20 protein-coding genes and 1 tRNA gene are annotated in these 18,693 nt (G+C 63.5%); 12 read left to right on the forward strand and 9 right to left on the reverse strand.

The window, feature by feature from the left end:
* The first annotated feature begins 12 nt into the window (after positions 1-12).
* Entirely contained in the window at positions 13-837 is an 825-nt protein-coding gene (locus AX725_RS21060) for a hypothetical protein (protein WP_155645708.1), read from the forward strand.
* A gap of 289 nt (positions 838-1,126) precedes the next feature.
* Here AX725_RS21060 and AX725_RS18300 read toward each other — a convergent pair whose 3' ends face one another.
* Entirely contained in the window at positions 1,127-1,378 is a 252-nt protein-coding gene (locus tag AX725_RS18300) for a hypothetical protein (RefSeq protein ID WP_060977397.1), read from the reverse strand.
* Between the two features lie 129 nt (positions 1,379-1,507).
* Complete coding sequence (locus tag AX725_RS18305) at positions 1,508-2,290, reverse strand: 3-hydroxybutyrate dehydrogenase (protein ID WP_060977398.1); 783 nt, start codon at positions 2,288-2,290, stop codon at positions 1,508-1,510.
* Between the two features lie 155 nt (positions 2,291-2,445).
* Between AX725_RS18305 and AX725_RS18310 the strand changes: the two genes are divergently transcribed.
* From AX725_RS18310 to AX725_RS18320, 3 genes are read left to right on the forward strand one after another with little or no spacing between them, the layout of a single operon-like run.
* Entirely contained in the window at positions 2,446-3,534 is a 1,089-nt protein-coding gene (locus tag AX725_RS18310) for a patatin-like phospholipase family protein (RefSeq protein ID WP_081097030.1), read from the forward strand.
* 31 nt (positions 3,535-3,565) lie between these two features.
* Positions 3,566-4,321 carry an acetoacetate decarboxylase gene (locus AX725_RS18315; protein WP_060977399.1) on the forward strand — a complete coding sequence of 252 codons (756 nt, stop codon included), beginning with the start codon at positions 3,566-3,568 and terminating at the stop codon, positions 4,319-4,321.
* A gap of 14 nt (positions 4,322-4,335) precedes the next feature.
* The gene (locus AX725_RS18320) at positions 4,336-5,073 is read left to right on the forward strand and encodes an acetoacetate decarboxylase family protein (RefSeq protein ID WP_060977400.1); all 738 of its coding nucleotides are present in this window, start codon (positions 4,336-4,338) and stop codon (positions 5,071-5,073) included.
* A gap of 64 nt (positions 5,074-5,137) precedes the next feature.
* Here the strand turns inward: AX725_RS18320 and arsC are convergent, their stop codons facing one another.
* The 4 genes from arsC to AX725_RS18340 all read right to left on the reverse strand — a co-directional run bounded on the left by arsC (position 5,138) and on the right by AX725_RS18340 (position 8,207).
* Positions 5,138-5,485, reverse strand: a complete 348-nt coding sequence (gene arsC / locus AX725_RS18325) for an arsenate reductase (glutaredoxin) (protein ID WP_060977401.1) — start codon at positions 5,483-5,485, stop codon at positions 5,138-5,140.
* 13 nt (positions 5,486-5,498) lie between these two features.
* Entirely contained in the window at positions 5,499-6,032 is a 534-nt protein-coding gene (gene ssb / locus AX725_RS18330; RefSeq protein WP_060977402.1) for a single-stranded DNA-binding protein, read from the reverse strand.
* A gap of 70 nt (positions 6,033-6,102) precedes the next feature.
* Complete coding sequence (feoB, locus tag AX725_RS18335) at positions 6,103-7,959, reverse strand: ferrous iron transporter B (RefSeq protein WP_060977403.1); 1,857 nt, start codon at positions 7,957-7,959, stop codon at positions 6,103-6,105.
* The gene (locus AX725_RS18340; protein WP_060977404.1) at positions 7,956-8,207 is read right to left on the reverse strand and encodes a FeoA family protein; all 252 of its coding nucleotides are present in this window, start codon (positions 8,205-8,207) and stop codon (positions 7,956-7,958) included. The genes feoB and AX725_RS18340 overlap by 4 nt, the downstream gene beginning before the upstream one ends.
* Positions 8,208-8,308: 101 nt before the next feature.
* Here AX725_RS18340 and AX725_RS18345 point away from each other — a divergent pair, with 101 nt between their 5' ends.
* Positions 8,309-9,904, forward strand: coding sequence for a phytoene desaturase family protein (locus tag AX725_RS18345; RefSeq protein ID WP_060977405.1), 1,596 nt, complete (start codon positions 8,309-8,311; stop codon positions 9,902-9,904).
* 57 nt (positions 9,905-9,961) lie between these two features.
* Here AX725_RS18345 and tig read toward each other — a convergent pair whose 3' ends face one another.
* Positions 9,962-11,560 carry a trigger factor gene (gene tig, locus AX725_RS18350; RefSeq protein ID WP_060977406.1) on the reverse strand — a complete coding sequence of 533 codons (1,599 nt, stop codon included), beginning with the start codon at positions 11,558-11,560 and terminating at the stop codon, positions 9,962-9,964.
* A 67-nt stretch (positions 11,561-11,627) separates the two neighbouring features.
* Positions 11,628-11,712, reverse strand: a tRNA-Leu gene (locus AX725_RS18355).
* Positions 11,713-11,839: 127 nt separating this feature from the next.
* On the opposite strand from AX725_RS18355, the gene AX725_RS18360 reads away from it, so the two are divergent.
* Complete coding sequence (locus tag AX725_RS18360; protein ID WP_060977407.1) at positions 11,840-12,025, forward strand: hypothetical protein; 186 nt, start codon at positions 11,840-11,842, stop codon at positions 12,023-12,025.
* A gap of 9 nt (positions 12,026-12,034) precedes the next feature.
* Here the strand turns inward: AX725_RS18360 and AX725_RS18365 are convergent, their stop codons facing one another.
* Positions 12,035-14,965 carry a M16 family metallopeptidase gene (locus tag AX725_RS18365; RefSeq protein ID WP_066114609.1) on the reverse strand — a complete coding sequence of 977 codons (2,931 nt, stop codon included), beginning with the start codon at positions 14,963-14,965 and terminating at the stop codon, positions 12,035-12,037.
* A 119-nt stretch (positions 14,966-15,084) separates the two neighbouring features.
* Between AX725_RS18365 and AX725_RS18370 the strand changes: the two genes are divergently transcribed.
* From AX725_RS18370 to AX725_RS18395, 6 genes are all read left to right on the forward strand, one after another.
* Positions 15,085-15,660: a NifU family protein gene (locus AX725_RS18370; protein ID WP_060977409.1), complete on the forward strand. Its 576-nt coding sequence runs from the start codon at positions 15,085-15,087 to the stop codon at positions 15,658-15,660.
* Between the two features lie 38 nt (positions 15,661-15,698).
* Positions 15,699-16,298 (forward strand): malonic semialdehyde reductase, encoded by a 600-nt coding sequence (locus tag AX725_RS18375; protein WP_060977410.1) that lies wholly within the window; start codon positions 15,699-15,701, stop codon positions 16,296-16,298.
* Between the two features lie 12 nt (positions 16,299-16,310).
* Positions 16,311-16,955, forward strand: a complete 645-nt coding sequence (gene tsaB / locus AX725_RS18380; protein WP_060977411.1) for a tRNA (adenosine(37)-N6)-threonylcarbamoyltransferase complex dimerization subunit type 1 TsaB — start codon at positions 16,311-16,313, stop codon at positions 16,953-16,955.
* A 2-nt stretch (positions 16,956-16,957) separates the two neighbouring features.
* Entirely contained in the window at positions 16,958-17,479 is a 522-nt protein-coding gene (locus AX725_RS18385) for a GNAT family N-acetyltransferase (protein ID WP_066114606.1), read from the forward strand.
* Positions 17,480-17,645: 166 nt separating this feature from the next.
* A complete protein-coding gene (locus tag AX725_RS18390; protein ID WP_060977412.1) occupies positions 17,646-18,074 on the forward strand; it encodes a Ros/MucR family transcriptional regulator in 429 nt (142 codons plus the stop codon).
* 196 nt (positions 18,075-18,270) lie between these two features.
* Positions 18,271-18,693 (forward strand): Fur family transcriptional regulator, encoded by a 423-nt coding sequence (locus AX725_RS18395; protein WP_060977413.1) that lies wholly within the window; start codon positions 18,271-18,273, stop codon positions 18,691-18,693.

The following is an 18,693-nucleotide window of genomic DNA, read 5'->3' on the forward strand; positions in this document are numbered from 1 at the left end:
AATCGTGATGGAGTGAATCAAGCCGCCCTAGGGATCTGGTTTTGGGTTGCGATGCTTATTGCCTTGTGCGCTGTAATTTTGGCGCACTCTGAGCAATCGCGTCATCATAAGACCGCATCCGTTCATGCCGAGCAGTATCGCCGGGATGCCGATAAGCGGATAAGTCAGACCTGCATATCTCTAACACGGCAAGCCAAGGCGAATTGCGTTAACATAGCCCAAGAGATCGCCCGAGAAGGTCAGCGCAAAGAGTATGACCTTTATAGTCAGCGTTCAATGGCCATTTGGACGATCGTAATGGGGTACGCTGCGATCTTCGGCGTCTCGCTCAGTGGTATTGGTGTCTATCTGATTTGGACGACATTTGAAGAGACCAGAAAAGCTGCTACTGCCTCTTCAAAGTCCTATGACGCGTTCATCGCTTTTGAAAATGCAGGCATTGATGTACGATTTTCTGAGCAACCTAAATTCATAAAAATAAATGATTTATGGTATGTTTATTTTAAAATTCTAGTCCGTAACGTTGGGAGATCACCTGCTATAATAAATTGGGTAGAGATGGAGGGCGAAGATCGTTTAAGCTATCAGATGATGATCAGTGGAGGAGAATCTTTTTCATTGTCTGAAAATCTGCAAGTTGTTGCCAATAAGCGCGGATGGATGCAAGGTTGTATATGCTATACCACCACTATCCACTTCTCTAGAAAGCGTGTCTTCGTCATAGGTATTGATGTCGCCGATAGTGGACAACCATTTAAAGCGAGCATCCATCCCGGTTTCATCGTTGATGAAGGTGAGGAAGGCTATGATAATCCATTTGAGCTTGAGGTGCACTAGCTCCTACTTTGAGCGACGTTAACGCTGACGCAGGCATGTGTAGCCGCATGTGGTAACACAGGTATTGCTTTCGCATATTTGCTCCAAAACGCCGGAAGCGTTCAAATAACATGTAGTGGGTGCTGCGGGGACACTGGTCGGTGGTCGGTTCGGCCGTGCCGGCGCTAAGTGTGGTTACACAAATCACGAATCTTGGGCCGCGCGGAGACGGTTGGCCGGGTGCAAGTGGCGGGGGCGCTGGGCTATCGAAGGCGGGCACCGGTGGGGTGATTATCTTGCGAAGCTTAGATCATGGTTCGATCTGGTCTCCCGGAGGCGGTGGCTCGATTCCTGCCCGATCCAGGAAAGGCAGCATGTCAGAGGGCTTTGGCGACCCGGCACGTTGCTTCAGAAACTCAGCCGCCGTTTCCACAGCGCCAATCTTTTGCGCGACCGCGAATGAAATCCATTGGTTGAGCGACACGCCATCTTCCTTCGCCAGTCGTGCCGCCGCATCCTTGATCGAAGCCGGAAGTTTCAGCGGATAGGATGCCCTCGTCATCTCAACTACTCCGTGTAGGTTCGCACACAGTTTACCACTGGACGCGCTAACGAAAAATGGCGGAGCTTACGCCCCGCCGTTCCGATGTTTCGAAATGTCCGCAGCGGAGGCCCCGCCACCATTATCGCATCATTGCGCGGTCCAGCCGCCATCCACAGGGATCGCGGTGCCAGTGATTTGCGCTGCGGCCTCGCTCGAGAGGAACGCGGCGAGTTCGCCCATCTGTTCGGGGGTGGCGAACTGCTTGCTCGGCTGCTTTTCGATCAGCAGCTTTTCGGTCGCGGCCTCGACGCTGATGCCCTGTTCCTCGGCCATCGCCTCGATCTGCTTTTGCACCAGAGGGGTGTGGACCCAGCCGGGGCAGATGGTGTTGCTGGTGATGCCGGTGCCGGCGTTTTCCAGCGCGACCACCTTGGAAAGGCCCACCACGCCGTGCTTGGCGGCGACATAGGCCGCCTTGTGCTTGCTGGCGATCAGGCCGTGAACCGATCCGATATTGATGATGCGGCCGAAGCCCTTCTTTTTCATGTGCGGCAGCGCGGCCTGGATGGCGAAGAAGATGCCCGACAGGTTGATCGCGATCACCTGGTGCCATTTTTCTTCCGGAAATTCCTCGACGGAAGCCGTGTGCTGGATGCCGGCATTGTTGACGAGGATGTCGACCGAGCCGAGCTTCTCGACGCACAGTTCGACCATCGCCTTGACCTCATCGGGCTTCGACATGTCGGCATTGCTGTAGACGACCTCGACGCCGTATTTCTCGGCCAGGCCGGCGCGCTCCTTCTCGATCGCGTCGGCATCGCCGAAACCGGTGATGACGAGGTTAGCGCCCTTGGACGCCAGCACGTTCGCGATGCCCAGGCCAATTCCGCTGGTCGAGCCGGTGACGATGGCATTCAAACCCTTGAGCATAAAAGATCCTCTTCAATTTCAATGCGGTTGCAGGACGCGGCCCGGGCGATGTTCGCAGTTGCAGCGAATCACTCTTGCCGACTCGTCTAACGTGAGTTACCCCTAGGTTCCAACGGAAAAACTCGGGTTTCGCGACTGTTTCTGGGGGATGTACGATGGCCAAGCCTGGTCCGTCGTCGGCGGCTTATGCTGCGGATGCGAAACCGAAAAGTGACAGATATGTTGCAGCGGCGAACAGCAAGCCGGTCAATCTGGCCTTGCAGGGTGGAGGCGCGCACGGGGCCTTTGCCTGGGGCGTGCTCGACAGACTGCTTGAGGACCGGCGGCTCCATTTCGACGCGGTGAGCGCGACCAGCGCGGGGGCGATGAACGCCACGGTATTGGGCTATGGCCTGACCATCGGCGGCGCGGAAGGCGCGCGCGAGGAGCTCGCCAAATTCTGGAAGAAGATCAGCGACGAGGGCGCGAAGGGCCCGCTCCAGCCGAGCTGGATCGACAAGGCGCTGGGCAATCACAGCCTCGATTTCAGCCCGGCATTCGTGTTCATGGACATCCTTTCGCGGGTCATGTCGCCCTATGAGCTCAACCCGTTCAATTTCAATCCGTTGCGCCAGGTGCTCGAAAGCAGCGTCGATTTCGACGTGCTGCGCGAAGGCTGCCCGATCAAGCTGTTCCTCTCGGCCACCAATGTCCGGACCGGCAAGGTGCGGATGTTCGAAAATCACGAGATCGGCCCCGATCAGGTGCTCGCCTCGGGCTGTCTGCCGTTCATGTTCCAGACCATCGAGATCGACGGCGAGGCCTATTGGGACGGAGGCTATATGGGCAATCCGGCGATCTTCCCGCTGATCTATGGCAGCCAGACCAGCGATGTGGTGATCGTGCACATCAACCCGCTCAACCGCGAGGAAGTGCCCAGGACCGCCAAGGACATCCTCAACCGGATCAACGAGATCAGCTTCAATTCCAGCCTGATGCGCGAAATGCGCGCGATCGCCTTCGTCACGCACCTGATCGACGACGGTCAGCTCAACGACGACAAGCACCGGCGGATGCTGATCCATTCGATCCAGGACGAGGTGTTCATGGAAAGCCTGGGCGTCACCAGCAAGCTGAACCCGGACTGGTCGTTCATGCAGAAATTGAGAGATGTGGGTCGCGCCTGTGCCAGCCAGTGGCTGGAAAACCACTTCGACGATGTCGGGGTGAAATCATCGACGGATATCAAGTCCTTCTTCCTCTGATCCCAACGTCAAAAAAAGGGGCTGTCCTGCCATGACGCCTGAAGACATCCTGAAACTGCCTTCCATGCCGGCGGCCGCGCCGAGCTATCCGCTGGGTCCGTACCGCTTCATCAACCGCGAATTCATGATCGTCACCTACGAGACCGATCCGGTCGCGCTGCGCGCCGCGGTGCCCGAGCCTTTGGTGCCGAACGAAGAGAATCTGGTTCTCTACGAATGGATCAAGATGCCCGACAGCTCGGGCTTCGGCGACTATACCGAAAGCGGCATCGTCATCCCCTGCACCTTCAATGGCGAGCCGATCAACTATACCGCACAGATGTATCTCGACGACCAGCCACCCATCGATGGCGGACGCGAGATCTGGGGCTTTCCCAAGAAATATGCGCTGCCCAAGCTGGTGATCGCATCGGACACGCTGACCGGTACATTGAGCTATGCCGGCCAGACCGTGGCAATGGGGACGATGGCCTATAAATGGCAGGAAGCGCCAGGCGGCTGCGAGGCACAGGCCAAGTCGATGACCAAGACCTCGTGCAACCTCAAGATCATCCCCGATGTCGATGGCAGCCCCAAGATCTGCCAGCTCGTCGCCTATAATCTGGAGAATATCACGGTGAAGGGCTGCTGGGTCAGCCCGGCGCGGCTGCAGCTGATCCCGCATGTCAACGCGCCGGTCGCCGACCTGCCGATCCTGCGCATCGTCGGCGGCAAGCATTTCGTCAGCGACCTCACCCTGCCGCATGGCCGGGTGCTGTTCGATTATATCAAAGACGCCGCGGGCTGAGGGGAGGCAAAACCATGAAAAAGCAGGATGTGCTGAAACTCAGCTCGATGCCGCTGCAGAGCCCGACTTACCCGGTGGGCCCGTACAAGTTCTTCGAACGCCAGTACATGATCGTCAGCTATCGCACCGATCCGGCGAAGATTCGCAAGATGCTGCCCGAGCCGCTCGAGCCCGATGGCGAAATAGTCTCGGTGCAATGGCTCGATCTGCCCGATGGCGAGGGTTTCGGCGCCTATTCGGCGGTGGCGCAGGCGATCCCGTGCACCTTCAACGGCGAGAAATGCAATTTCCTGACGCAAATGTATGTCGACAATTGCCCGCCGCTCGCCGGAGGCCGCGAGATCTGGGGCTATCCGATGAAATACGGCATCGCCAGGCTCAAGACCGTGGGCGACACGCTGACCGGCGAGCTGACCTATTCGGGTCAGGCGGTGGCGCATGGCACCATGGTCTACAAGCATGGCGGCCCGACCGACCTTGGCGAGATCGAGACGCTGCTGAAGCGGACGCAAGTGACGCTGAAGCTGATCCCCGATATCGACGGCACGCCTGCCATCGCGCAGCTCGTCGGCATCACTTTCGAGAATATCGTGGTCAAGGGCGCCTGGACCGGACGGGCGCGGGTGGAGCTCATCGATTCGGTCAACTGCCCGCTGGCTGACCTGCCCGTGATCGAGCATGTCGGGGGCTTGCACCTCGTCACCGACATGACGCTGCCCTATGGCCGCGTACTGCACGATTATCTTAGCTGATCAGGCTTAACGCCAAACACTCCAGACCCCGGCGATGGCGAGAGCCTCGTCGGGGTTTCGCGTTTCAGAGCAGCGCCTGCACCGTCTCGCTAGGGCGGCAGAGCTTCACCGCAGTTTCGGTCACCACGATCGGGCGGTTGATCAGGACCGGGTGCGCCATCATCGCGTCGACGATCGCCGCATCGGTGACATCGGCCCCGTCGAGGCCGAGTTCCTTCACCAGCGGCTCCTTGGCGCGCAGCAGAGCGCGCGCGCCCTCGCCTGCCCGTTTGATCAGGCTTTCCAGCGTCTCGCGCGACGGCGGGGTCTTCAGATATTCGATGACCTCAGGCTCGTGCCCCGCCTCGCGCAGCGCCGCCAGGACATTGCGCGAGGTGCCGCATTTTGGGTTGTGATAGATGGTGAAGGGCATGGCGCGATACCGATCAGAACGGCACGTCGTCGTTCAGATCGTCGTCAAAGCCGCCGCCGCCCCAGCCGCTGCTGGAACCGCCATCGTTGAAGCCGCGCGATCCACCGCCCGAGCTGCCGCCAGACGATCCGCCGCGCGAACCGCCGCCATAATCGCCGCCGCCGCCGCCCATGCCGCCACCGCCGCCGCGGCCCTGCGCGCTGTCGAGCATGGTCAGCACCGCGCCGGGGCCCTGCAGCACGACTTCGGTGGTGTAGCGGTCATTGCCCTGCTGGTCCTGCCATTTGCGCGTGCGCAGCTGGCCTTCGACATAGATCTTGCTGCCCTTGCGGAGGTACCGCTCGGCGACACCGGCGAGGCCATCGCCGAACACCGCGACGGTGTGCCAGTCGGTGCGCTCCTGCTTCTCGCCGCTGTTGCGGTCCTTCCACGTCTCGGTGGTGGCGAGGCGGAGATTGGCGACCTTGCCGCCATTGGCGAAGCTGCGGACCTCGGGATCGGCCCCCAGATTGCCGATCAGGATGACCTTGTTGACGCTGCCCGACATATGCTTTCCTCAGGATAATGATGCTGTGATGGAGAGAACGCGCGATGCACCGCGCGGTCCGTTGGCCCGTTTATAGACCGAATGCGGTGGCGGTCCAGAAGGTAATCCCGGCGGCGATCCAGGCCAGGCCGAACAGATAACCGACCATGAACATCGGCCATTTCCAGCCATTGGTCTCGCGCCGTGTGACCGCGATGGTCGAGATGCATTGCGGCGCGAACACGAACCAGGCAAGGAAGGCGAGCGCGGTCGGCAGCGACCAGCGCCCGGCGAGCCGCTCGCCCAAGGCCTGGGCCTGTTCGTCTTCGTCGGTTGCGTCGATCGCGTAAGTGGTGGCGAGCGCCGAGACCGCGACCTCGCGCGCCGCCATGGCGGGGATCAGCGCGAGCGCGATGTCGCGCGAAAAGCCGATCGGCGCGACCACCGGTTCCAGCACGCTGGCGATCCGCCCGGCGGCGGAATATTCGGACTGGCTCATGCTGCTGCCTGGCGGCACCTGCGGATAGCTGAGCAGCAGCCACAGGCCGATGGTGACGGCAAAGATGATCGTGCCCGCGCGGCGGAGGAACAGCCAGGCGCGCTGCCACAGGCCGAGCGCGAGATCGGCGATGCGCGGCATCTGATATTTGGGCATTTCCATCAGGAAGCCGCTCGCCCCGCCCTTGGCCACGGTCGAGCGCAGCACGAGCGCCACCACCATCGCACCGATGATGCCGAAGACATAGAGGCCGAACAGCACCAGCCCCTGCAGCCCGACACCCGGCCCGACGGTGATTTCGGGGATGAATGCGGCGATGATCACCGTGTACACCGGCAGCCGCGCCGAACAGGTCATCAGCGGCGCGATCAGGATGGTGGTGAGCCGGTCCTTCTCGTCCGAGATGCTGCGCGTCGCCATGATGCCGGGAATGGCGCAGGCGAACGAGGACAAGAGCGGAATGAACGAGCGGCCCGACAGGCCGACGCTGGCCATCAGCCGGTCCATGATGAACGCAGCGCGCGCCATGTATCCGGTCGCCTCCATCATCAGGATGAAGAAGAACAGGATGACGATCTGCGGCAGGAAGACGACGACGGCGCCGACGCCCGCGATTGCCCCATCGACGACCAGCGAGCGGAAAAAGCCTTCGGGAATGGCGGCGGTGGCCAGCTCGCTCAGCGCGCCTGCGCCCGCTTCCAGCGCATCGGCAAAGGGCGACGCCCAGCTGAACACCGCCTGGAAGATGACGAACAGCAGCGCGAACAGGATCAGCGGCCCGGCAAAGGGGTGGAGCAGCACGGCATCGGCGCGGTCGGTCCAGCGGCGGCTCTGCGTCTGGCTGACGATCGCGGCATTGGCGATATGCTCGGCACGCCTGCGCCGCGCGCGCATGTCGGGTTCGCCGAGCGGCGCGTGCGGCACCTGTTTGGCGAGGATCACCGCATCGAGCGCTCCCGCCAGCTCGGTCAGGCCCCGCCTGCGCACCGCGACGGTCGGGATGACCGGCACGCCGAGATCCGCCGCCAGCCGCTCGGCATCGAGCGTCAGCCCGTCGCGTTCGGCGAGATCGACCATGTTGAGCGCGACCACGGTGGGCAGGCCCAATGCCAGCAGTTCGAGCGCGAACACCAGATGCTGGTCGAGATTGGCCGAATCGAGCACGATCACCAGCGCATCGGGCTGGCGCTCGCCGGCCTGGCGGCCCATGACGACATCGCGCGTCACGGCCTCGTCGGGGCTGGTCGGGTCGAGGCTGTAGCTGCCGGGCAGGTCGATCAGCTCGGCGGGGCGGCCATCGGCAAAGGCGAAGCGGCCCGATTTACGCTCGACCGTGACGCCGGGATAGTTGGCGATCTTCTGCCGCGCGCCGGTCAGCGCATTGAACAAGGCGCTCTTGCCGGCATTGGGATTGCCGACCAGCGCGATCAGCGGCTGGTGCCGGGTCATGCGATAGGCTCCGGCGCGCGCAGCGTGATCGCGCGCGCGTGGACGCGGCGGATCGCCACGGTCATCCGCCCGATGTCGAGCGCGATCGGATCGCGCCCGAAAAAGATACCGCGCTGGCGGATCGAGACAAACGCGCCCTCGTCGACGCCGAGCGCGCGCAGGCGCTTGCCCTCGTCCGGAGGCAGGATGCTCCAGTCGATCGCGGCAATTTCCGCGCGCTGGCCATTGGGAAGCTGGTCAAGAAGCATGGTTTTGCGAACCGCTATCAATATCCGCAAGCCCACGCCAGCGAATTCTTGGGGCTGTGCGCAGTTGGCGAGGGCGCAAGGCTGGGCTAGGCCTTCAATCCATGGGGACGAGCGACACACAGCCGGATGCGATCATCATCGGGGGCGGGCATAACGGCCTGACCTCAGCCTTTTATCTCGCGCGTGCAGGCATGAAGGTGCGCGTGCTCGAGGCGCGGCATGTCGTCGGCGGCGCGGCGGTGACGGAGGAATTCCATCCCGGTTTCCGCAACTCGGTGGCGAGCTATACCGTCAGCCTTTTGCAGCCGCGCGTCATCGCCGACATGGGGCTGGTTGAGCGCGGCTATCGGGTGATCGAGCGGCCCGTTTCCAATTTCCTGCCGCTGCCGCAAGGCGATTACCTGATTCTGGGCGGCGGACTCGAGCGGGCGCAAGCCGAGTTCGCGCGATTCTCGAAGCGCGATGCCGAGGCGCTGCCAGGCTATTACGCAATGCTCGACCGGGTCGCCGATGTGCTGCGCGATCTGGCGCTGCGGCCCCCGCCCAATATCGGCAGCGGTATCGCCGGTTTAGTGGAGGCGCTCACCACCGGACGGCTGCTCTCGCGGCTGTCGCGCGACGTGCAGCGCGACGTGCTCGAGCTGTTCACCAAATCGGCGCGCGAGTTCCTGGCCCAATGGTTCGAAAGCGCGCCCGTGCAAGCCGCGTTCGGCTTCGACGCGGTGGTCGGCAATTATGCCAGCCCTGATACGCCCGGCTCGGCCTATGTGCTGCTGCATCATGTGTTTGGGCAGGTGAACGGCAACAAGGGCAGCTGGGGGCATGTCATCGGCGGCATGGGGACGATCACCCGGCTGATGGCCGAAGCGTGTGCCGAACAGGGGGTCGACATCCGGCTGAACAGCCCGGTCGAGCAGGTGCTGGTCGAGGGCGGGCGCGCGGTCGGCGTGCGGCTGGCGAGCGGCGAGGAGATGCGAGCGGCGCGGATCGTCGCCAATGTCGGACCCAGACTGCTCTACGGTCGGCTGGTGCCCGAAGCCGCGCTGCCTGAGGATTTCGCGCGGCGGATGCGCGGCTATGCCACCGGATCGGGCAGCTTCCGCATGAATGTCGCGCTGGGTCGCCTGCCCGATTTCACGTCCCTGCCTGGGCAAGGCGAGCATCTGCGCGCCGGAATCGTGATCGCGCCCAGCCTCGACTATATGGACCGCGCGTTCACCGACGCCAAGGCGCACGGCTGGTCGCGCGAACCGATCGTCGAGATGCTGATTCCGTCGATCGTCGACGACAGCCTCGCGCCGGCAGGCCATCATGTCGCCAGCCTGTTCTGCCAGCAGTTCGATCCTGTGCTCGCCTGGACGCCAGAGCAGGAAGCGGCGGCAGCGGACACGATCATCGACACGGTCGAGGCGCATGCGCCGGGTTTCCGCGCCTCGATCCTCGGGCGGCAGGTGCTCAGCCCCAAGGGTCTCGAGCGCACGTTCGGGCTGATCGGCGGCGATATCTTCCATGGGCGGATGAGCCTCGACCAGCTCTGGGCGGCGCGGCCGGTGCTGGGCCATGCCGATTATCGCGGGCCCTTGAAGGGCCTGTACATGTGCGGATCGGGCACGCACCCGGGCGGCGGCGTCACCGGCGCGCCGGGACACAATGCCGCGCGCGCGATCCTGGCCGACCGGCGCTGGCGGCGGACATGAAAAAACCCCCGCGATACGGAATCGCGGGGGTTTGTTTCGGTTCGAAGCGCGGAAGGATCAGGCCTTCTTGGCTGCAGCCTTCTTCGCCGGGGCCTTCTTGGCGGGCTTTTCGGCAGCTTCTGCGGTTTCGGCCGGTGCCTCTTCCTTCTTCGCTGCCGCCTTCTTGGCCGGAGCCTTCTTGGCGGGCTTGGCGTCTTCAGCCGCCTCAGCCGGAGCGGCTTCGGCGTCCTTCTTCACCGCAGCCTTTTTCGGCGCGGCCTTCTTGGCCTTGGGCTTTTCGTCATGGGCATGGTCGTGACCGCAATCGGGACCGTGGACATGGCCGTCCTCGTCCGCCTCGATCGCCGCTTCCAGCTCTTCGCGGGTGACCTTGCGGTCGGTGATCGTCGCCTTGTCGAACAGGAAGTCGACGACCTTGTCCTCATAGAGCGGCGCGCGCAGCTGGGCGGCGGCCATCGGCGTGTTGCGGATATATTCCGCGAAGCGCTGACGGTCTTCCTGGCGATACTGCTGCGCGGCCTGCGCGATCAGCATGTTCATTTCCTGCGCCGACACTTCGACGCCATTGGCCTGGCCGATCTCGGAGAGCAGCAGGCCCAGGCGCACGCGGCGCACGGCGATCGCGTGATATTCGTCGCGGTCCTTTTCCATCTCGGCGCGAGCGGCCTCGACATCTTCTTCCTGCGCGGCTTCCTGTTCGAGCTGCGCCCAGATCTGGTTGAACTCGGCTTCGACCATCGAGGGCGGAACCTCGAAATCATGATTGGCGGCCAGCTGGTCGAGCAGGCGGCGCTTCATGTGCGTGCGGGTCAGGCCGTTCAGTTCCTGCTCCAGCTGGCCCTTGATCAGGCCGGTCAGCTGCTCGAGGCTTTCGAGGCCGAGCGACTTGGCGAAATCGTCGTCCAGCTTGGTCTCGCCGGGCTTCTTCACCTCGCCGACGATGATGTCGAAGGTCGCGGCCTTGCCTGCAAGATCCTTGGCACCGTAATTTTCGGGGAAGGTCACGTTGATCACGGCTTCGTCATTGGCCTTGAGGCCGACGAGCTGGTCCTCGAAACCGGGGATGAGCTGGCCCGAACCGATGACCACGGCCATGCCTTCGCCCTTGCCGCCTTCGAACGGCACGCCATCGACCTTGCCTTCGAAATCGATGACAACCTGGTCGCCTTCCTTGGCCTTGTAGCTCTTGGGCGCGGCATCATAGCTCTTCTGGCCGTCGGCAATGCGCTGCAGCGCTTCGGTCACGGCTTCCTCGGCAGGCTCGACCGTCAGGCGCTCGAGCGTGATCGAATCGATCGACGGGGTGGGAACCTGGGGCAGAACTTCGAGCGAGACCTTGACCTCGGCATCCTTGCCGGCAGCATAGTCTTCGTTCAGATCAACCGAGGGCTGGATGGCGGGGCGCAGGTTGTTGTCGCGGATCGCCTTGTCGACGCTTTCCTGAATGGTGGCGTTGAGCGCATCGGCGTGAATCGATTCGCCGTGCATCTTGCGAATCAGGTTGGCGGGCACCTTGCCGGGGCGGAAACCGGGCATGCGCACCTGCGGCGCGATCTTCTTCACCTCCGCATCGACCCGGGCGTCCAGATCCTTGGCGGGGATGGTGATGGTATAGGCCCGCTTCAGGCCCTCGTTCAGCGTCTCGACAATCTGCATCGGCTTAAACTCTTGTCTTTCCATAATAAGAAAGGGCAATCCCACCCTTTCCCGGCCATCCATGCGATGGTGCGGGCGAAGGGACTTGAACCCCCACATCTTGCGATACCAGAACCTAAATCTGGCGCGTCTACCAGTTTCGCCACGCCCGCGTCGCGGTAATCAAGCGTGCGCGTCTAAAGAAGGTTGCCGCAAAGGGCAAGGGGGCGCATCCCGCGCGATGTCTCGCCCGCAACCGCTGTACCGGCGGCGCGTAGGTCGAACGAAAGGAGCCTTTTCATGGCCACACGTCCCGACGACCCCAAGATCCCCGCGCCCGACCGAATCGAGCCGCAAAGCCCGCCCGAACTTCCGGTCAACGAGCCGCCGATGGAAGACCCGGTGCAGCAGCCGCCCGAGATCGATCCGGTTAGCCCAGATACCGTCGAGCCCGGCCGCGGGCCCGACGAGATGCCAACGAGCTGACCGGCCGTATCACCGACCCGAGGGGGCAGGTGCTTCCTCGGGCAGCACCACGAACGACCAGGCCTTGTCGCGCAGCAGATATCTGGCGGCAAGCGCCTGCATCTTTTCGGGCGTCGTCACCGTGTAATCGGGCAGGATCGTGCGCAGCGCCGATATCCGGCGCGGATCGCGCGTCGCGCCCTGGAGCTGGTTGAGCCAGAAATTGTTGCCCGTGCTGGCCCTCGAGACGAGCTGCCGCAGCGGTTCGGTCGCACGAGCCAGTTCGTCCGCATCCACCGGCTTTGCCGCAAGATCCGCCGCGATGGCATTGGCGATCTCGAAGAACTTGCCGACGTTTTCCGGTGCAAGCTGTCCGATCACGCCGATATAGCCGCCCTGGTCGAACGCGATCGGCCAGTTGTTGACCACCTGGGGTGCATAGCTCGCGCCGGCCTGGGCCCGAAGCTGGTCGAACAGACGGCTGTTGAAGATCGCGGTCAGGATTTCGAGCTGGCGGCTTTCCTGCACGCCCTCAAGCCCGCCTCCGGTCGGCCAGCCGATAAAGGCTGCGGCCTGATCGGGCGCACCTTCATGGCGGACGACGACCGGTTCGCCATTGGGGGCGGGGAAGCGCACCGTTTCGGGACCGGCCACCACCGGCACCGGCTGGCGCGGAGGCAGCGCACCAAAGGTCTTTTCCAGCGCGGCAATCGCCTCTGCCCGGTCGAAATCGCCGAACAGCAGCACCTCGATCGGCCCCTGTTGCAGCAGCGGCTCCCAGGTCGCACGGAACGCCTCGGGGGTCAGCTGCGCGGCTTCGTCCGGGCCCGGCACCTTCCAGCGCGGATCGCGGTCGCGGGTGAGATAGTTCAGATCGCGCTCGAGCACGGTCTGCGGCGACATCGAGAAGCTGCGATAGGCAAGCTCTGTCCCCGCCTTGGCGCGGCGGACGGGGTTCGCATCCCAGCGCGGCGCGGCCAGCTTGGTCGCGAACAGCTTGAGCTGGTCCTCCAGATCGGCGCGGCGGGTGTCGGCGGAGAACGAGAACGCGTCGTTCTCGACGTCGAAGCCGAAACCGATGCGGCGGCCATTGGTCAGCCGGTCGAGCCCTTCCTGGCCGATCTCGCCGATGCCGCTGGCGACCAGTGCCGACTGGCCCGCCCAGACCAGCGAGGGCTTGTCCGCCGGAAACGCCTGATAGCCGTTACCAAAGCGGACCTTGACCATGATCTTCGAGACTTCGGCGTCATTGGGATAGAGGATCGCCTTCACCCCGTTCGACAGCTCGATCATCTCGATGTCGAGCAGCTGGAGATCGGTGGTCGCCGCAACCGTGCCCGGCGCGCCGAGCCTGGGCAGATCGTCGAAGGTTACTTTGGCGGCTGCAAGCCGCGCGCTGGCATCGGCGCTGACATCGCGGGTCAGTGCCGCGTTGAGCAGTGCCTCGCCATTGTCGACCGGCTTGGGCGAGACCAGGATCGCGCGGGTGGTGACGCCGGTAAACTGGCGCCGGGTCGATTCGAGCAGCCTTTCGGGCGTGTACAGGTCCTTCATGCCACGGAACACGTCGAGCGCGGTCTGCGGCGAGGCGATGGTCTCGCGGATATCGACCGCGCCCACGATATCGTCGGCCTGCTTGGCCCCCGCCTCGGTCGCGGCGCTTTCGACGCGCACCGCCAGCGCGGCATCGAACTCGGCCATCTCGCGCGCGATTTCCTCGGGCGTTGGCGGGGTGGCGAGTGCGTCGGCGAGCACGCCGCGCACATCGGCGAGCGCCGCCTGCCAGTCGTCGCCGATCGGCACGACAGAAATGAACGTGCCATCGACCGAACGACTGACATCCTCCTGGTTGACCTGCGCCTGGAGGAAGCTGCCGCCGCCGCGCGCCCGGCCTTCGAGCCGGCGGTTGATCAGCTGGGTCGCGACCAGATCGATCAGCAGCTGCTGATTATATTCGATCGTGTCGTTGACCGGCTTCCAGGGCCGGAGGATCGCCATGCTGATGAGATAGGGGAAGCCCGGCTCGACGATCGTCCGCGCGATCGGCAGCTTGGGATCGGGCGCCCCGAAGCCGGGATAGGGCGCCTGCTTTCCGGCAACCTTCCAGTCGGCATAATAGGTCTTGATCAGCTGTTCGAGCGTCGCCGGATCGACATCGCCCGCGATCGAGATCACGGTGTTCTCGGGCCGGTACCAGCGCTGGTGAAAGGCGCGCACCGCCTCGGACGTCGCGGCGTTCAGCGTCTCGATCTTGCCGATGGGGGAGCGTTCGGCCAGCTTCTGCCCGGCGAAGAACAGGTTGCGGGTCGCATCGCCGACGCGCACCTGCGCGCCCGACCGTTCGCGCAATTCGGCCATCACCACCGGCACCTCGGCCTTGACCGCCTCTGCGGTGAGCCCCGGCTCGCGGATCATGCCTGACAGGATCTTCATGCTCTCGTCGAGGCCCGCGGGGGTCGCGGCGGGCAGGTCGAGCTTGTAGACGGTGTGCGTCGGCGTGGTTTCGGCATTGCTGTCGCTGCCGAAGCTCGCGCCCAGCCGCTGCCAGATGCGGATTGCCTCACCATCGGGGACATATTTGGACCCGCGAAAGGTCAGATGCTCGAGCAGGTGCGCATAGCCCTGTTCGGGATCGGTCTCCATCATCGACCCGGCATCGATGCGCACGCGGATCGCCACCTGGCCCGGCGGCACGCCGTTGCGGCGCACCGCATAACGCACGCCGTTGCTCAGTTCGCCGAAGGTCCAGCCCTTGTCGACCGGCACGTTGCTGCCCTTGTACAACCAGGGGGTCTTTTCGCCAGGCTCCAGATTGGGCGGACGCAGCGGCCTGCCATTGGCATCCTTGCCGCTGGCGACCGGTTCGCCGGGCAGATTGGCGAGCAGCGGCGGGGAGATTACCAGCGAAAGCGCCGCCAGAGCAGCGGCCACGGGCGCACAGCGCATCAGGGGAAAGGTCATGCGCCGATGTATAGGCAGCGCCATCCTGACTGGCCAGTGAATATGCGGTGGACGCGATGGCCCGCGCCATAGACAGAATCGGTCTTGCGTCAGCGCCGCTTGCGCACCAGATAGCCTGCATGCTGATCGAAACCGAAACCACGCCCAATCCCGCAACGCTCAAGTTCCTGCCTGGCCGCCAGGTCATGGAAATCGGCACGCGCGATTTCGCCTCGCCCGAAGAGGCCGAAGCCTCACCGCTTGCCGAAGCGATCTTTTCGCTCGGCGATGTCACTGGCGTGTTCTTCGGGCACAATTTCATTTCGGTGACCTCGGGACCCGGTGCCGACTGGTCGAGCCTGAAGGGCGACGTGCTTTCGGTGCTGCTCGACCATTTCTCGGCCGACATGCCACTGTTCCGCGCCGCCAGTGCTGCGGGCATCTCGGTCCCGCCCGAGGATTCCGACTGGCCGAGCAATCCCGAGGACGCCGATATCGTCGCGCAGATCAAGGAGCTGATCGAGACGCGCGTGCGCCCTGCCGTCGCCAATGACGGTGGCGACATCGTCTATCGCGGCTTCGACAAGGGCGTGGTCTATCTGCAGATGCAGGGCGCGTGTTCGGGCTGCCCCTCGTCGAGCGCGACGCTCAAGCACGGCATCGAATCGCTGCTCAAGCATTACGTCCCCGAAGTGACCGAAGTCCGCGCCGCCTGACGGCTCTTCCCCCTCCCCCGAGACCCAGAAAGCACCCCATGTCCGCACCGCTCGACGATGCCGCGCTTGACCAGCTGTTCCGCACCGCGCGCACCTATAACGGCTATACCGACCAGCCGGTAACGACGGAGCAGCTGCACGCGATCTGGGACCTGATGAAGATGGGCCCGACCTCGGCCAACATGCTGCCGTCGCGCCTTGTGTGGTGCGTGTCGGACGAGGCAAAGCAGAAGCTCGCCGCCTGCTGCATGGAGGCCAATGCCAAGAAGATCCTGGCTGCGCCGGTCAGCGTCGTGATCGGCATGGATCTGGAGTTTCACGAGCTCCTGCCCGAACTCTTCCCGCATACCGATGCGCGCAGCTGGTTCACCGGCGACGACAAGGCCGAGTTCCGCCGCATCTCGGCGTTGCGCAATTCCTCGCTCCAGGGCGCCTATTTCATCCTCGCCGCGCGCGCGCTGGGGCTTGATACCGGGCCGATGTCGGGGTTCGACAATGCCGCGGTCGATGCGGCCTTCTTCGCCGACCAGCCGAATGTGAAGTCGAACTTCATCTCGACGCTGGGCTATGGCGACCCGTCGACGATTTTCGGTCGCAGCCCGCGTCCGGGTTTTGACCGGTTCAACACAATCAGCTAGCGGCCATCGGGTATGCTGCCCGATCGTGAAACATTGCTGGTCATCGATACCGCGACCGAAGCCTGTTCGGTGGCGCTGTTCCACGATTCCGAGCTGATCGCCAGCGACCATGCGGTCATGGGCCGCGGCCATGCCGAAAGGCTGGTCCCGATGATCGCTGCGCTGCCCGATCGCGGCCGCGCCAAGGCGATTCTGGTCAATTGCGGCCCGGGCAGCTTTACCGGCGTGCGCGTGGGCCTGGCGGCAGCGCGCGCGCTCGGCCTTGCCTGGGGCGTGCCGGTGACCGGCTATTCGACGCATGCGCTGGTCGCCGCGATGGCGTTCGAGGCGCATCCCGACGCCAAGGCACTCGATGTCGCGATGACCGGCGGCCATGGCGAATATTTCGTCCAGAGCTTCGCGCGCGACGGCGCAGCGCTGAGCGCGCTCGGCTCGCTCCCGCCCGAGGCGGCGAGCGCGGCGTGCGTGCACGACCTGGTGGCTGGCAGCATGGCCGAGCCGCTGGTGGCCGCGCGCGGTCACGGGATGGCGTTGACGCTGCTGCCCGATGCCAGGCGCGCGCTGCTGCTGCCTGCGCCATCGCGCGGGCTGGCGGCCGATCCGGTCTATGGTCGCGGCGCCGATGCCAAGCCGATGGCCGTGCAGGGCACTGGCTGACCATGGCCCAGGACGACCCATCCGCTCCGCGTGCGGCTCCGGCCTTTCAGCTCGTCGCCGGACTGGCGGCAGAAGATGCGATCGGACCCGTCATGCACATCATGCAGCGGGCCTTCGATCCGCTTTATGGCGAGGCCTGGAACCACAGCCAGACCCGGTCGATGCTGGCAATGCCGCTCACGCATGTGCTGCTGCTCGAGACCGCCCCCACGATGCCCGACACGGCAGGCGAGCCGGTCGGTTTTGCCATGACCCGGCGCGTGGCCGAGGAAGAAGAACTGTTGCTGATCGCGGTCGCCCCAAATTGGCGTCAATTTGGCGCTGCGACCACACTCCTCAATCAAGTGGTTGAAAATTCGCGTCAAGCCGGCGTGTCGCGACTCCATCTCGAAATGCGGTCAAATAACCCTGCCATTCATCTTTATTCAAAATTCGGCTTTCAATCCGTAGGTTTACGGAAAGGTTACTACAAGGGCGCCGGTAGTCATCACTACGATGCGCTCACATTAGCGCTCGACTTGTAAAAAATAGAATCGCATTTATCTGCCAAAAATGTTAGCATTCACTATCCGTTTTTTGTGATAGACTTTAGCTATTGACGGGGATGATTTGCCCTTGCATACCGCCGGTGCCCTGCCACTTTGCGGGATTAGTGGTCGCACACTAGAACAAGAAAAGGGATGAAGGACGATGGCAGAAGCAGAACTCGATATGCGTGAAACGCTCATTACACTGACGGCGGATATTGTCGCTGCGCATGTAAGCAACAACAGCGTGTCGGTTTCCGATATTCCCGGCCTGATCGAAAATGTTCATCGCGCGCTGAATAGCCTGACGCCCGGAGAAGCCGCGGCCGAGCCCGAGCTGCCCGAACCTGCAGTTTCCGTACGCGCGTCGGTCAAGCCGGATTACATCATCTGTCTGGAAGACGGCAAAAAGCTGAAAATGCTCAAGCGCCATCTGATGACCCATTACAACATGACGCCCGAGGAATATCGCGCGCGCTGGAACCTGCCCGCCGATTACCCGATGGTTGCGCCCAATTACGCCGCGACCCGCCGCGAGCTCGCCAAGAAGATCGGCCTGGGTCGCAAGCCTGGCAAGCGGACCGGCAAGTAATCCTGGGGCCAAGCCAGCGCAGCGTCAGCTAATCGCTGATCCGGAGCCATCCGGCATCGCGAGCGGTTGCATTTGCGGCATGGCACGATAAATTGGCTGGAAGGCGCAAGGGACCTGTCCCGGCGCCGGCCAGCCATCGCCTTTCACCATGCGGCGGACTGGCCTCAACCAGCAACGGCATTGCAAAAGGGGCAGCATGCGCCAGAAAATCGACCTGGAGGCGTTGTGCGCCGATCGTGGCCTGCGGATCACCGATCAGCGGCGCGTGATCGCGCGCGTGCTGTCCGAAGCCGATGATCATCCCGATGTCGAGCGGCTGCACGAACGCGCCTCGGCCATCGATCCGCGCATTTCGATCGCCACGGTCTATCGCACCGTCCGGCTGTTCGAAGAGGCGGGCATTCTCGACCGGCACGATTTCGGCGATGGCCGCGCGCGCTATGAGGCTGCGCCCGAAGCGCATCACGACCATCTGATCGATGTCGAGACCGGCAAGGTGCTCGAGTTCGTCGACCCCGAGCTCGAGGCGCTGCAGAAGCTGATCGCCGAGAGGCTCGGCTATCGGCTGGTCGATCATCGCATGGAGCTTTACGGCGTCGCGCTCGACCGCAAGGATTGA

Source organism: Blastomonas sp. CCH9-A1 (assembly GCF_001557175.1).
GTDB classification, from domain to species: Bacteria; Pseudomonadota; Alphaproteobacteria; order Sphingomonadales; family Sphingomonadaceae; genus Blastomonas; species Blastomonas delafieldii_A.

Excerpts from the sequence above, each read along its gene's own strand:
- AX725_RS18300 (WP_060977397.1), bottom strand. The coding sequence starts at position 1,378 with ATGACGAGGGCATCCTATCCGCTGAAACTTCCGGCTTCGATCAAGGAT.
- AX725_RS18305 (WP_060977398.1), bottom strand. The coding sequence starts at position 2,290 with ATGCTCAAGGGTTTGAATGCCATCGTCACCGGCTCGACCAGCGGAATT.
- AX725_RS18310 (WP_081097030.1), top strand. The coding sequence starts at position 2,446 with ATGGCCAAGCCTGGTCCGTCGTCGGCGGCTTATGCTGCGGATGCGAAA.
- AX725_RS18315 (WP_060977399.1), top strand. The coding sequence starts at position 3,566 with ATGACGCCTGAAGACATCCTGAAACTGCCTTCCATGCCGGCGGCCGCG.
- AX725_RS18320 (WP_060977400.1), top strand. The coding sequence starts at position 4,336 with ATGAAAAAGCAGGATGTGCTGAAACTCAGCTCGATGCCGCTGCAGAGC.
- arsC (WP_060977401.1), bottom strand. The coding sequence starts at position 5,485 with ATGCCCTTCACCATCTATCACAACCCAAAATGCGGCACCTCGCGCAAT.
- ssb (WP_060977402.1), bottom strand. The coding sequence starts at position 6,032 with ATGTCGGGCAGCGTCAACAAGGTCATCCTGATCGGCAATCTGGGGGCC.
- feoB (WP_060977403.1), bottom strand. The coding sequence starts at position 7,959 with ATGACCCGGCACCAGCCGCTGATCGCGCTGGTCGGCAATCCCAATGCC.
- AX725_RS18340 (WP_060977404.1), bottom strand. The coding sequence starts at position 8,207 with ATGCTTCTTGACCAGCTTCCCAATGGCCAGCGCGCGGAAATTGCCGCG.
- AX725_RS18345 (WP_060977405.1), top strand. The coding sequence starts at position 8,309 with ATGGGGACGAGCGACACACAGCCGGATGCGATCATCATCGGGGGCGGG.
- tig (WP_060977406.1), bottom strand. The coding sequence starts at position 11,560 with ATGCAGATTGTCGAGACGCTGAACGAGGGCCTGAAGCGGGCCTATACC.
- AX725_RS18360 (WP_060977407.1), top strand. The coding sequence starts at position 11,840 with ATGGCCACACGTCCCGACGACCCCAAGATCCCCGCGCCCGACCGAATC.
- AX725_RS18365 (WP_066114609.1), bottom strand. The coding sequence starts at position 14,965 with ATGACCTTTCCCCTGATGCGCTGTGCGCCCGTGGCCGCTGCTCTGGCG.
- AX725_RS18370 (WP_060977409.1), top strand. The coding sequence starts at position 15,085 with ATGCTGATCGAAACCGAAACCACGCCCAATCCCGCAACGCTCAAGTTC.
- AX725_RS18375 (WP_060977410.1), top strand. The coding sequence starts at position 15,699 with ATGTCCGCACCGCTCGACGATGCCGCGCTTGACCAGCTGTTCCGCACC.
- tsaB (WP_060977411.1), top strand. The coding sequence starts at position 16,311 with ATGCTGCCCGATCGTGAAACATTGCTGGTCATCGATACCGCGACCGAA.
- AX725_RS18385 (WP_066114606.1), top strand. The coding sequence starts at position 16,958 with ATGGCCCAGGACGACCCATCCGCTCCGCGTGCGGCTCCGGCCTTTCAG.
- AX725_RS18390 (WP_060977412.1), top strand. The coding sequence starts at position 17,646 with ATGGCAGAAGCAGAACTCGATATGCGTGAAACGCTCATTACACTGACG.
- AX725_RS18395 (WP_060977413.1), top strand. The coding sequence starts at position 18,271 with ATGCGCCAGAAAATCGACCTGGAGGCGTTGTGCGCCGATCGTGGCCTG.